Origin of the sequence: Diaphorobacter ruginosibacter, from assembly GCF_014395975.1 — a bacterium.
Lineage (GTDB): Bacteria > Pseudomonadota > Gammaproteobacteria > Burkholderiales > Burkholderiaceae_C > Diaphorobacter_A > Diaphorobacter_A ruginosibacter.
In genome coordinates, this window is record NZ_CP060714.1 from 1,913,248 (window position 1) to 1,927,082 (window position 13,835).

Below are 13,835 nucleotides of genomic sequence, written 5' to 3' on the forward strand. Positions count from 1 at the left end.
CCTTTGCGGCAGTTCCCGTGATTGCCGCCACTCACGCGCACCATGCTCTGGCGTTTTATCTTCTTCATCGGTTTTCAGTCCACCGGCGGCTTGCTGGGATGGCTGTACGCAGGGCTGTGGGGCGGCGTCAGCGGCGCCTGCATCGCCACCTGGTGCTGGTTCATATGGGATATCTGGCGTGGCGGCCGCGTGCTGAGGTGGCTGCGCGATGGTGATCCGCGCACGGCACCCGCGCTGCGCGGCATGTGGGGCGAGGCGGCCGATCGCGCAAGGCGGCTGGTACGCCATGGACAGCTTCAGGTGAAGGCAAGCGACGACCGGCTGCACGACATCCTTGCCGCGCTGCAGGCATCGCCCAACGGCGTGGTGCTGCTGGACGACCAGGGGCATATCGAGTGGTGCAACCAGATGGCGGAGAGTCATTTCGGTTTCGATGTGGAGCGCGACCTGATGCAGTCCATCGGCAACCTGGTGCGCGACCCGGATTTCAGCGCCTATTACGGCAGGCATGATTTCTCGCGCCCGCTCGTGCTGCAGGGCCGTGCGAGCACGCCCGCGCGGCCGGTGCGCATCTCGGTGCAGCTGCACCCCTATGGCGATGGGCGCAAGCTGCTGCTGTCGCAGGACATCACGGCGCTCGAGCAGGCCGAGGCGATGCGCCGTGACTTCGTCGCGAATGTCTCGCACGAGATCCGCACGCCGCTCACGGTGCTGATGGGCTTTGTCGAGACACTGCAGACGCTGCCGCTCACCGAGGACGAGCGGCTGCGCTATCTGGGCATGATGTCCCAGCAGGCCGCGCGCATGCAGAGCGTGGTGCAGGATCTGCTCACACTCTCACGGCTGGAAGGCAGCCCGCTGCCCGGCATGAACGAATGGATTCCCGTGGAAGCGCTGCTGCGTCGCAGCGAGGAGGAGGCGCGCGGACTGTCGGCGACGCTGTCGATGAACCAGAAGAAGGAACACGAGATCGTCTTCCCGGCGCCTGCGGCGATGAAGGCCGGCGGCATGCTGGCGGGCGTGAATGCAGAACTGCAGAGCGCGCTCTCCAACCTGGTCAACAACGCGGTGCGTTACACGCCTGCGGGGGGCTCGATCCGGGTGAACTGGGAGACGCTGGACAATGGCACGGCACGCTTCTCGGTGTCGGATACCGGCCCCGGCATCGCCCCCGAGCACCTGCCGCGCCTGACCGAGCGTTTCTATCGCGTGGACCGCAGCCGCTCGCGCGAGACGGGTGGCACGGGGCTGGGGCTTGCGATCGTCAAGCATGCGGTGCAGCGCCATGGCGCGACGCTGCACATCACGAGCGTGGTGGGCAAGGGCTCGACCTTCGCCGTGGTCTTTCCCGCATCGCGTGTGAAACCGTGCGCGTCGAAGGCGGCTGCTGCAGCAACTGCCGTGGCGCCGGTCGCTACCCCTGCTTCTCCTGCACCTGCTCACTCCGAAAGCGCTGCAGAGCACGCCACAACAATGCGCTGAAGATCGCAGCCGTCACGGCCAGGGCGGCCGCGCTGCAGGCCCAGAACGGGGCCGGGGAGGCGTAGGGCCCCAGGCCGAACAGGCCACGGTAGGCAACAAGGTAGCCGCCTGCCAGGCCGCCGCCCCACAGCATCAGGCCATAGACCAGGAAGGGCGCGAAGGTGATGCGGTAGCTGCGCAGCACGAAGATGCACAGGGTCTGGATCGCATCCGCCATGTGATAAGCGGCCACCCAGGTGAGCAGGGCACTGGCGAGGGCAACCACCTGGGCGTTGGTCGAGTAGAAGGCGGCCACCTGGTCGCGGGCGAGAAGCAGGGTGAGTGTCAGCACCACGCCCGCCAAAGTCGCGAGCCTCCAGCCGGTGATCACGGCCGCACGTGCATTCGCCTCGTTGCCGGCGCCGCGCCAGTAGCTTGCCCGGGCGCTCGTGGCGATGGCCAGGGACAGCGGCACCATGTACAGCACCGCCGCCATGTTCGCGAGGATCTGGTGTGCCGCCGCGGCCAGCGTGCCCTGGCGGGCGATGAACAGGGCCATCAGCGTGAACGAGGTGACCTCGACGAGGATGGACAGGCCCGCCGGAATGCCCAGCCGCAAGAAGCGTCCGAGACGTGCCCAGTCGGGCCGCTCCATGCGCCGCCACAGCGCGTAGGAGGCGTACATGGGCTGCGTGCGCACCATGTACAGGCCGCACAGGAACAGAGCGTAGTTCACCGTCAGCGTGGCCCAGGCGCAGCCGGCCGCGCCTTGCGCGGGCAGGCCCGCTCCCCCGAAGGTGAACCAGATCGACAGCGGGATCTTGAGCGCGAGCGAGGCCACCTGCAGCCATGTCACCAGTTGCGGATGGCCCAGGGACTGGTTGAGCGTGCTGTAGATGCGGAACAGCAGCGCGGGCGGCAGTGCGAACGCCAGGATGTGCAGGTAGCGGCGCACCTCACCGCGCAGTTCCTCGGGCACGTCCGTCCAGCGCAGGATGGCGTCGGGCGAAAGCAGGATTGACATGCCGATCACGCAGGCCGCGGCGCACAGGTAGAGCGACTGGCGCACGCTCGCACCGAGCGCTGCCGAATGCGATGCGCCGCGCTGCTCGGCCCAGATGGGTAGCAGTGCCTGCAGCACGCCCATCAGTGCCACGTAGACGCTGATGAACACCGCCGAGCCAATCGACAGTGCGGCCAGCGCACCTTCTGAGTAGCGACCGGCCACGACCGTATCGGTTACGCCGAAGGCCATGATGGCCAGCTGCCCCGCCAGCACCGTGACGGCGTGGCGCAGGATGATGCCCCGCTCGTTCATCAGGGAGCGCGCCTGCGCAATACGACGAGCTGATCGTTCTTGTCGGTGGGGCGTGCGACGGAGCCTACCTGCTCCCACTGGTCCTTGGGCCACACTTCGCTGATCGTGGGAATGGTGGCCGCATCGGCGACGATCCATTCGCAGTGGTCCGCATTGCGCGCGTTCGCCACCTGGATCTGCCCGTAGTAGGTGAGGGCGGCCAGTTGGGCGCGGCTCAGGCCGTATCCGCCCACGCAGCCGCTCTTGTCGGTGATGAGTGCCACCACGGGGCGGATTTGCGGCGCCATGCTGCGTCCGTAGTTGAGCATGGGCAGCCAGATCGTCATGAGCAGGATCCAGCCGAGCGTCGCACCGCTGGCGGGCAGGATCAGGCTCTTCCAGATTGCGTCGCGGTTGCGCGAGGCGCGCCACCACACCAATGCGCACCAGGCAATGGTGGCGCCCAGGCCCAGGATGAAGGCGAGGAGCGAGAACGTGGGGACATAGTCGGGCGCCAGGCGAGCCACGTTGGCGGCGGGCTTGGGAGGGAAGCCCGTCTGCACGGAAATCCAGACCACCCAGATGGTGATGGCCGAGATGCTGAAGAAGATCAGCGTGAACCAGTCGATCAATGCACCGATGCTGCGGCGCAGCGTAGGCAGCGCGAAGGCGGCGAGCGCGGCCAGCGCGGGCAGGCCCAGCAGCAGGGCGCGGTCGGAGGGGCGCGAGGTGGTCATTGCGCACAGGGCCACCAGCACGAACCACAGGGGCAGCAGCAGATGGCGGTTCCATTCGCGGGTGAAGATCTGGTGGCGCCAGCGCCAGACCGTCCACAGGGCCAGCGGCCACGCGGGCCAGCAGAACCACAGGATCAGTCGGAAGTAGCTCTGGAATTCCTTGAAGCCGCCGGGAGCCACCGCGTTGAAGCGCCACAGGCCGAGAGCCCATGCGACAGCGGCTGCCAGCAGCGTGGCCATGGCCAGGATCACCGCGCTTTCGATGCGCTTGGAATGCGATGCAAGCCCCGAGTTGCCCGCGATCACGGCGCTGCCCAGCCCCAGCAGCACCGACACCGTGGGGGCCCCGCTGAGCGACAGGCCGAGCAGGCCGGCGAGGCCATAGAGCGCGGAGACATTGCGGCGATGGGGAATGCTGGAGGCGGAGAAGAACACCAGGGCCGTACAGCACAGCTGGGTGAGATAACCTGTCGTCTCGTGCGACAACTGTGCCAGCCCGAGGCTGGCGATCAGCGCCAGCAGCCCAGCGTCACCGACGGCACGGGCATAGTCGAGTGGATAGGCCTCGCCTCCGAAGGCGAAGGCGACCGGCTGCGCGCCGGGCTGCCGGGCAAGGTAGTAGACGCTGTACCAGGTGGCGGCCAGCGTCAGCGCCAGCATCGCGACAAACGGCAGGCGGGCGGCGAACTCCATCGGGATCCAGTCCGGTGCGATACGGATGGCCCAGGCGCCCAGCCAGTAGGGCAGCAATCCGTCGATGTCGGGCGCCAGCCCGGCAAGGGTCGGTGACAGCCAGGAGGTATTGCCCAGCGCCAGCTCATGCATGTAGCCGAAGGCCGTGATGTCGGAGTTGCGCCACGGGTCGCGGCCGACAAAGCCGAAGATCACGTAGGCGGCGCACAGCATCAGCAGCGCCCAGCGCGGAAGCGGACGAACGGCACTTTGGGCGACGATGGCGGGAGTGGGATAGTTCACACTGACGCGGACAGTTGTGATGGGAGGGGGACGGGAGAGGGCGGGTGCTGCGCAGGTTCACCGGTCATCGATGGACTAATGAACGACCTGGGGAGCCTCTGCAAAACCCTCGCCAATCGGCTGGACGCGGATCGGGATGAGCCGCAAGGCGTCTTTTGAAGGCAATAGCAGTAGCTATTGACGAAAAAGACAACGCTGCGGATCGCCCGAGGCCGCGTTCAGACGATGGCAGGGAGTTTTGCAGAGGTTCCCTAGACCGCCAAGTGCACAAGCATAGCGGGAAACCCGAAATAAAAAAGGCAGTACGGATGCCCGGACTGCCTTTTTGCGCGTGGCCTGCCGAACGCCGCACAATCCATGCGGCATGCGGCGGACGCAACTTACTTCGACATGGAGGTCTTACCGAAACGGTTGCGGAAACGCTCCACGCGGCCGCCCATGTTGTCCACGGACTTCTGTGTGCCGGTGTAGAACGGGTGCGATTCGCTGGAGGTATCCAGCTTGAACAGCGGGTATTCCTTGCCTTCGAACGTTTCGGTTTCCTTGGTGTTTACGCAGGAACGCGTAACGAACTTGAAGCCGTTGGACAGGTCCACGAACAGAACTTCGCGGTAGTCGGGGTGGATGCCTTCTTTCATGATCTTCCTTCAGGTCAGCTGCGGGAGCCGTGCCAGCCAGTCTGGCGTACTTTCCGCACGAAAAAGCTCTCTATTATTGCATGAAACGGCCGCGTGCCGCAATTGAGCGCGCCCCTGTAACGAAAATGCCTCGCAGGCGAGGGCGTGCGAGGCATTTTTTCCCGTTCGCACGGGTCGGGCCGTGCCGGCCGAAGCGGCGTATCAGCCGCCGCGGCGCATCATGTCGAAGAATTCCACGTTGGTCTTCGTGGCCTTCATGTTCTTGATCATGAGTTCCATGGACTCGATCTCGTCCATGTTGTACATGAACTGGCGCAGGATGCGGGTCTTCTGCAGGATCTCGGGAGCCAGCAGCAGTTCCTCGCGACGCGTGCCGCTCTTGTTCATCTCGATGGCCGGGAACACGCGCTTCTCGTAGAGGCGGCGGTTCAGGTGGATTTCACAGTTGCCGGTGCCCTTGAACTCTTCGAAGATCACTTCGTCCATGCGGCTGCCGGTGTCGACCAGGGCGGTGGCGATGATGGTCAGCGAACCACCTTCCTCCACTTTGCGCGCCGCGCCGAAGAAGCGCTTGGGGCGCTGCAGTGCGTTGGCGTCCACACCGCCCGAGAGCACCTTGCCGGAGGAGGGGACGACGTTGTTGTAGGCGCGGGCCAGGCGGGTGATCGAGTCCAGCAGGATCACCACGTCCTTCTTCAGCTCGACCAGGCGCTTGGCGCGCTCGATCACCATCTCGGCGACGTGCACATGGCGTGCGGCAGGCTCGTCGAAGGTGGAGGCGATGATCTCGCCCTTCACCGTACGCTGCATTTCGGTCACTTCCTCGGGGCGCTCGTCAACGAGCAGGACCATGAGGTGGACGTCGGGATTGTTGGCGGTGATGGCATGCGCAATGTGCTGCATCATCACCGTCTTGCCGCTCTTCGGAGGCGCGACGATCAGCGCGCGCTGGCCGCGGCCGATGGGGGCGATGATGTCGATGATGCGGCCGGTGATGTTCTCTTCGGCCTTGATGTCGCGCTCGAGGCGCATCTGTTCCTTGGGGAACAGCGGCGTCAGGTTTTCGAACAGCACCTTGTGCTTGTTCTGCTCCGGAGGGCCGCCATTCACGCTGTCGAGCTTGGTGAGCGCGAAGTAGCGTTCGCCGTCCTTGGGCGTGCGGACCTCGCCCTCGATCATGTCGCCGGTGTGCAGGTTGAAGCGGCGCACCTGGCTCGGGGAGATGTAGATGTCGTCCGTGCTGGCCGTGTAGCTGGTGTCCGGGCTGCGCAGGAAGCCGAAACCGTCGGGCAGGATTTCCAGGACGCCATCGGCAAACACCTGTTCGCCTGCCTTTGCGCGCTTCTTGATGATGGCGAACATCAGCTCCTGCTTGCGCATGCGGCCGACGTTTTCGATCTCAAGCTCTTCAGCCTGCTTGAGGACTTCAGACACATGCAGTGCCTTGAGTTCGTTTAAGTGCATGGGGTGACTCCTGAACGGAGTGATGAAGAATACGAAATGCCTGGGGGAGCTTTAGCTGTCTGCCGTGCGGGCCGGATAGGCGCTTGGCGAGCTGGTGATCGGGATTTCAGTCGCCAGCTTTTGCAACGTGGCGAATCGATCAGCAGAGATTATGACAGGATTTTGGACAAGCGCGTCACCGCGTTGCGAACGCTTTCATCCTTGAGATGTGCGGACTCGAGTGGAAACGCGTTCCCGAGCCTTGAAATGAGGGCTCTTTGCAAGGGGCACCTTCGCTGCTCTGAACGCGGAAGCAATGAGCACGCCGTATGAAACGGGCAGGGCGCATGCGAGAGCCGCCGCGCAAGGGCCGCCCCGCGGCGCTGGCGGCGTCCCCCTTCCCGAACTGCGCAGCAGTTCGAGAGAAGGGGGAAGGCGCAAAGCGCCTCAGGGGGATGCTCTTAAATCTCTTGGTCGATGAAGGCCGTCAGCTGGGCCTTGCTGAGCGCGCCGACCTTTGTGGCTGCCAGTTCGCCATTCTTGAACAGCATGAGCGTGGGAATGCCGCGAATGCCGAACTTGGCGGGAATTTCACGGTTCTCGTCCACATTCATCTTGGCGATGGTGAGCTTGCCCTGGTAGGTGGTAGCCACTTCATCCAGAATGGGTGCAATCATCTTGCAGGGACCGCACCACTCGGCCCAGTAGTCCACCAGCACCGCACCGCCGTCCTTGAGGACGTCGGCTTCGAAGCTGCTGTCCGAAATGTGTTTGATGAGATCGTTTGCCATGGGCTTTCCTTGATTACAGCTATTGAATATGGCCGGTACGTTTACAGTGGAATAATTGTGACAGAAACTGATTCCCCGCATCACGGTATGGCCGCAGAAAACAATGCTATGACAGTAATAGCTAGAAGCAATTTGGTGACTGTCGGCTGGAGGCGGGTGCTGGAGGCTGTGGCGCGTGCCGCCGGCGAACGGGGCATCCATCCGGCCAGCGTCGTGGTGCTGGTTCCCTATGCGCACCTGATGGCGCAGGCGCGCGCGCAGTGGGCGGCCCTTTATCCCGACGGATTCATGCCCCGCTTCGAGACCACCCGTAACTGGGCAACCGCGCTGGGCGGAGAGCCGACGGGTGGCAATGGCCTTCGCCTGGATGTAGGGTGTGATGCGCTGACCGGGCGTTCGTTGCTCGAAGCTGCGGGGCTCGAGGCGCACGCCGATGCCATGCTCAGCCTGATGCTTGAGATGGCGCAGCAATTGGCCCCACTGGTCGCGGCGATTCAGCCTGTGGAGCGCGACGCCTGGGCACAGCGTGCTCGCGAGCAGATCGCCGCGCCGCTTGCCGGGGAGGCGCTGCAACTTGAGGCCGCCGCGGCACGCGTGGCGCTTGAATGGGTCCTGGCCTCCGAGCCCGAGACCGACGTGCTGTTCGGTGAAGGTGTGCGCGATGCCGTACCGATGCTGGTGGTGCTGCAGGGTTTTCACATCGATCCGCTGGGCGCGGCGCTGCTCGCACATTGGCAGACCGCTGGATTGTCGATATCGCTGCCCGAGGCTTTTTTGTCGGACGACGACGCGTTCGGGGAGGGTGAATCAAACCTGCCGTCGGATACCGCCTCGGCCGAGGAGTGGGGGGCAGCATCGCACATCGCCATGCATCAAGCGCTCGATGCCGAGGATGAAGCGCAGCGGGCTGCGGCATGCGTCATGCAGCACCTGGCTGAAGGGCGCCTGCCCGTTGCACTGGCAGCGACCGACCGCGCGCTCACGCGGCGCGTGGCAGCGCTCCTCGAGGGCGCGGGGGTGCAGGTGAAGGATGAAAGCGGCTGGACCATGTCCACCACGCGGGCGGCCGCGCAGATCATGGCAATCCTCCGCGCGGCTGCCTGGCAAGCGTCGTCCGACGATGTCATTGACTGGCTCAAGCATCTGCCGTCGCAAGCGGTGCCGTTGCTGCCGCAGCTTGAGCGCTGGCTGCGGAGCCTGGGGGTGCGCCAATGGAGCCGCGCGCGCAGGTACGAGCCCCGATCGCAGCCGGAATTGCATGCGTTGATCGAGCAGGCCGAGGCCTGGAGGGCCGAGCTCAAAGGCGCGCGGCCGCTGGCCGGATGGCTGGCGGTGCTGCGTGAGCAGTTGCGGCACACGGGCATCTGGGATTCCATGAGCGAGGATGCGGCGGGTGCCAAGGTGCTTGCGGAATTGCGCCTGCCCGAGGGACTCGAGGCAGATCTTGAGTCTCTGGGCGGATCGCAGCGCAGCATGAATCTGGCGCAGTTCAGCAAATGGGCCAACGAAGTGCTGGAAGCCGGCCGGTTCCGACCCGATTCGTCGCCCGACGCCCCTGTCATCGTGCTGCCCATGCCGCAGTTGCTGGCCAGACCCTTCGCCGCGCTGGTCTTGCCCGGCTGCGATGAAAAGCGCATGCTGGCCGCGCCCGAGCCTCCCGGGCCGTGGACCCGTGCACAGCGCGAAGCGCTGGGCCTGCCGACGCGCGAGGAGTTCGAGCAGGCGCAGCGCGGCGCATGGCGCCAGGCGGTGCGTGTGCCCCGCGTCGATATTCTCTGGCGCACCAGCGATGAGGGCGGCGAGCCGTTGCTGGCCAGCCCCCTGGTGCTTGCCCTGGCACTCGACATGGGCGGGGCGCAGGGGGGCCACGATGTCCGCGTGCCCCGTGATGTGGCCCTGAATCCCACGGAGCGGCCCATGCCCGAGGCCACGCAGTTCCCGGTGTTGAAACTCTCTTCGTCGGCCTATTCCGACCTGCGGCATTGTCCCTATCGCTTCTACGCACTGCGCCAGTTGCGGCTGCAGGAATCCGAGGAGCTTGACGCCGAAGTGGACAAGCGCGACTTCGGCACCTGGCTGCATGCGACGCTGCAGTTCTTCCATATTGCGCTGGCAGAAAATCCGACGGACGACCTTGCTCGGCGCATCGCATTGATGGACGAGAGCGCGGCCAGGGCCACGCGCGAGCAACACCTGGATGAAGGGGACTTCCTTCCGTTTTTCGCGGGGTGGCCCGCGCTGCGCAACGGCTACCTGCACTGGCTCGCGAAGCACGAGGGTGAAGGGGCACGTTTCAGCATGGCGGAGCATGAGGCGCAGCAACCGCTTGGCGACCTGACGCTGGTCGGCAAACTGGATCGGATCGACATCTCGCGTACCGATGCCCCGGGCCCTGCCGTGCGCATGGTGATCGACTACAAGACCGAGAACGAGCAGAGTACGCGCAGGCGCATTCACGCGGGCTCCGAGGATCTGCAGCTCGCGTTCTATGCGGCCCTGCTTCAGGACGACGTGCTGCGTGCGGCCTATGTGAATGTCGGTGAGCGCGGGGAGACCCGTTCCTTCGAGCAGGAGGATGTGGTGCAGTTGCGGGACGAGCTTCTGGAAGGCATCCGGCACGACGTGCAGCGCATTGCAGAGGGTGCGCCGATGCAGGCACTGGGCGAGGGCGCTGTATGCGGATACTGCGCTGCGCGCGGCCTGTGCCGCAAGGATTTCTGGAGGTAGAGGTGCATCCCCCTGAGTCGCTTGGCGCCTTCCCCCTTCTCTCGAACTGCTGCGCAGGCCGGGAAGGGGGATGCAGCCCTCGCTGCGGGGCGGCCCTTGCTCGGCTGCCCATGAATAGGGCGTGCCAGTTTTTTAAGGCGCGCTCATTGCCGGCAATAAGCAGCGGCCCCCAAAACCACAACCCCGACTGACGAGATGTCCACATCACCCACAGCCCCAGGCGCGGCATACGAACACAACGGCCAGGGCGTTACCCGCGAAGCGTTCTATGCGATCGCCTGCGACCCGCGGCGCAGCGTCGCGGTAGAGGCCTGCGCCGGAGCGGGCAAGACCTGGATGCTGGTCTCGCGCATCCTGCGCGCGCTGCTGGAGGGAGCCGAGCCCCATGAGGTCCTGGCCATCACATTCACCAAGAAGGCGGCCGGGGAAATGCGCCAGCGTCTTCAGGAATGGCTCGAGGACTTTTCCGGCAAGCCGGAGCATGAGCTGGAGAAGGAGCTGCTTGCGCGCGGCGTGGACGCGCTGCGCGTGAAGGAGCAGTCGGGTGCCTTGCGCGGGCTCTACCGCAGGCTGCTCGACAGTGGCCGGCCGGTGCAGATCCGCACGTTCCACAGCTGGTTCGCGGCACTGCTGGGAACGGCGCCGCTGCAGGTGCTGCAATCGCTGGGCATGCCCGCACACTTCGAGCTGCTGGAAGACGACGCCGAGGCCGTGCGTGAAGTATGGCGGCCGTTTCTTGCCGCGCTTGCCGGTGATGCCGGCCTGCGGGCCGACTACGAGGCGTCCGTCGCCCTGCATGGCCGCTGGCAGACGCACCGGGCACTGGAGGCCGCGCTGGACAAGCGGGTCGAATTCACGCTGGCGGACGATGCCGGAGTGATCGATGCCTCCGTGCCCTCGTTTGCCGAGGCGTATCCGGCATTGGCGGGCTTCGACGAACCGGCCGATGCGCTGGCCGGCGATGCCGCGATGGACCGCTGGCATGCGCGCTCCAAGGTGCTGGGCAGCGAGACGGCGAAGACGCCGCTCAAGGCGGCCGAGGCGGTTGTCGATGCCTTTCTTCACCCCGATCCGGCCACGCGCCTTGCGATGCTGCGCTCCGCCTTCTTCGTGGCCAAGGAAGATCGGCTGACCACCCATCTGCGCAAGTTTCCGGTGGCGCAGGAGGCGGAAGCGGAGCTGCTCGTGCTGTGCGCCGCGCAGCGCCAGCATGAGGCCTGGCTGCATCAGCAGCGCATTGCACGGCTTGCCCGCGTGCTCATCGCACAGTTTGGTGCGCTCAAGCGCGAACGCGGCTGGATCGACATGAATGACGTGGAGCGCACGGCACTGATCCTGCTGTCCGATCCCGTGCTCAGCGGCTGGGTGCAGGAGCGGCTCGATGCCCGGGTGCGTCACCTGCTGGTCGATGAGTTCCAGGATACGAACCCGTTGCAATGGCAGGCCCTGCATGCCTGGCTCTCGGGCTATGCGGGATCGGGAGGCGGTTCGGGGGCGCCGAGCGTGTTCATCGTGGGCGATCCCAAGCAGAGCATCTACCGCTTTCGCCGCGCGGAGCCCCAGGTCTTCATCGCTGCACAGCACTTTGTGCGTGAAGGCCTCGGGGGCGACGTGCTGGCCTGCGACCACACCCGGCGCAATGCTACCGGGGTAATCGATGCGGTGAACCGCGTCATGCAGGGCGCCCAGGCCGACGGCGAGTACTCCGGCTTTCGTGACCACACCACCGAATCGGGCAGTGCAGGCCAGCTGTGGCGCCTGCCGTTGATATCGGCAAGAGATGACGCGAGCGATGCGCCGGAAGCAGGTGGCGACGTGGGAGATGCGGACACGGAACCCGCCGCCGCATGGCGCGACACCCTGACCACCCAGCGCCACGAGGCCGAGGAGACGTTGCGCATGCGCGAGTGTGTGCAGGCCGCGCAGTGGGTGGCTGCGCAGATCGCGCAGGGTACGCCCGCGCGCGAGATCATGGTGCTGGCCCGCAAGCGGGCGCGCCTTGCAGAGATGGAGGAGGCGCTGCGCGAGTTGCACATCCCCTGCGTGCAGCCCGAGAAGACCGAGCTGTGCGAGGCGCCCGAGGTGCAGGACGTCGTGGCCCTGCTCGACGCACTGGTGTCCACGGCGCACGACCTGTCGATGGCTCGTGCGCTCAAGTCGCCCCTGTTCGACCTGGGCGACGCCGCGCTCGCCGAGATTGCGCTGCTGCGCAGGCAGCCCGAGTGGGACGGGCGCACCTGGTTCGACGTGGTCACCGATGCGGGCGAGGCGCTCTCCGATTCCCTGCAGCGCGCGGGCGAGCGAATGAAGCTGTACAAGGGCTGGGTTGATGCCCTTCCGCCGCATGATGCGCTGAACGCCATCTACAAGCACGCGGATGTCTATGCAAGGTACGCCGCGGCGGCCGTGGTGACCCAGCGTGATGCAGTGCTGGCCAACCTGCGCGCGTTGCTGGCGGCTGCGCTGCAGCTCGATGGAGGGCGCTACCTCACTCCCTATGCCTTCGTGCGGGCCATGAAGAGGCCGGGCATGCGTGCGCCGGGTCGTGCCGACCAGCAGGCCGTGCGGCTGCTCACCATTCATGGCGCCAAGGGCCTCGAGGCGCATGCGGTGCTGCTGCTCGACACCTGCGCAGGGGCGCAGAAAGCGGAAACAATGGGGGCACTGGTCGATTGGCCGGGTGAGCAGGAATACCCGAAGCATTTCGTGTTCCTGGCGAGCGAGTCGAATCCACCACCGAGTGCGCTCGATCTGCTCGAATCGGAAAAGCGCGAGCGCAAGCGGGAGGAGCTCAATACGCTGTACGTGGCGATGACGCGCGCGAAGGAATGCCTGGTGGTGTCCGCCACGCAACCGGGCAAGGCTTCGCAGTCGGCCACATGGTGGACACGGCTCGAGGATTGTGTGATCGACGCGCCGGCCCTGGAGGGCGAGATGACCCACGGTGCCGAGGCGGCCCAGGTGCACGCGCGCATCCTGGAACTGCCCGTCTATGCGGGTGCGGCTGTGGCGGAAACCGCTCCCGCGGCCGTGCAGGCCATCGGCCGCAATGCCTTCGTGCTGCCAGAGGCCACGCCGTCCACTCCCGCATCGCGCCAGGGCGAGGCCATGCACCAATTGCTTGAGCACGCCGGCGTCGTGGGGCCGTCGCTCGCGCAACTATGCGAGACAGGCTGGAGCGAGGCCCGCATCGCGCGCCTGGCGAGGGAATTCGAGTTGCAGCCCGAGTCGGCGCGGGCCGCGGCCACCATCGCGCAGCGCATTCTGCGCGGGCAGGGGGCGTGGGCCTGGGATCGGACGGTGATCGACCGGGCCATCAACGAGGCCCCGCTGGTCTATCGCGGGCAGAGCCTGCGCATCGACCGGTTGGTGCGCACCCGCTCCACGCAGGACTCGGAGGGGCAGTGGTGGGTGCTTGACTACAAGACGGCGGCCGAGCCCCAGAACCAGCCTGCCCTGATCGAGCAACTGCGCCGGTATCTCGAGGCCGTGACCCTGGAGCTTGGAGCCGAGGGGGAGGTCCATGCCGCGTTTCTCACCGGGGATGGCCGCATGCTGGAGATCGATTCCGCCGGCCAGATCACCCCGTCCGCGCGGGAGGCCGCCGATAAGGTGGACAATACGCCCCTTGTCAAAAAGCGCGCAGCCAAGCCGGCGGCCCGCGCGCCGGCTGAAGAGCCGCCGCAGCAAGGGTCGTTGTTCTGAGCCGTTCCTGACGGGGCGGCGCAGAGGTGCAGAGGCCGGCCCGAGACACGACGCGATATGC

General features: G+C 65.9%; 8 protein-coding genes. 3 read left to right on the forward strand and 5 right to left on the reverse strand.

The features are described 5' to 3' along the window. Window positions 1–42: 42 nt before the first annotated feature. Window positions 43–1,482, forward strand: coding sequence for a phosphate regulon sensor histidine kinase PhoR (gene phoR / locus H9K76_RS08740; protein WP_187599612.1), 1,440 nt, complete (start codon window positions 43–45; stop codon window positions 1,480–1,482). Here phoR and H9K76_RS08745 read toward each other — a convergent pair. The 5 genes from H9K76_RS08745 to trxA all read right to left on the reverse strand — a co-directional run bounded on the left by H9K76_RS08745 (window position 1,415) and on the right by trxA (window position 7,342). After that, window positions 1,415–2,779, reverse strand: coding sequence for an MATE family efflux transporter (locus H9K76_RS08745; protein ID WP_187599614.1), 1,365 nt, complete (start codon window positions 2,777–2,779; stop codon window positions 1,415–1,417). The genes phoR and H9K76_RS08745 overlap by 68 nt on opposite strands. Beyond that, complete coding sequence (locus H9K76_RS08750; protein WP_187599616.1) at window positions 2,779–4,470, reverse strand: hypothetical protein; 1,692 nt, start codon at window positions 4,468–4,470, stop codon at window positions 2,779–2,781. Before H9K76_RS08750 ends, H9K76_RS08745 begins: the two co-directional genes overlap by 1 nt. A 380-nt stretch (window positions 4,471–4,850) precedes the next feature. Further along, on the reverse strand, window positions 4,851–5,108 hold the full coding sequence (locus tag H9K76_RS08755; RefSeq protein ID WP_187599618.1) for a type B 50S ribosomal protein L31: 258 nt from the start codon (window positions 5,106–5,108) through the stop codon (window positions 4,851–4,853). 201 nt (window positions 5,109–5,309) lie between these two features. Further along, window positions 5,310–6,572, reverse strand: a complete 1,263-nt coding sequence (gene rho, locus H9K76_RS08760; RefSeq protein ID WP_187599620.1) for a transcription termination factor Rho — start codon at window positions 6,570–6,572, stop codon at window positions 5,310–5,312. 440 nt (window positions 6,573–7,012) lie between these two features. Next, a complete protein-coding gene (trxA, locus tag H9K76_RS08765; RefSeq protein ID WP_187599622.1) occupies window positions 7,013–7,342 on the reverse strand; it encodes a thioredoxin TrxA in 330 nt (109 codons plus the stop codon). 108 nt (window positions 7,343–7,450) lie between these two features. Between trxA and H9K76_RS08770 the strand changes: the two genes are divergently transcribed. Continuing rightward, window positions 7,451–10,069, forward strand: a complete 2,619-nt coding sequence (locus tag H9K76_RS08770) for a PD-(D/E)XK nuclease family protein (RefSeq protein WP_187599624.1) — start codon at window positions 7,451–7,453, stop codon at window positions 10,067–10,069. A 195-nt stretch (window positions 10,070–10,264) separates the two neighbouring features. Then, complete coding sequence (locus tag H9K76_RS08775) at window positions 10,265–13,774, forward strand: UvrD-helicase domain-containing protein (RefSeq protein WP_187599626.1); 3,510 nt, start codon at window positions 10,265–10,267, stop codon at window positions 13,772–13,774. Window positions 13,775–13,835: the final 61 nt, after the last annotated feature.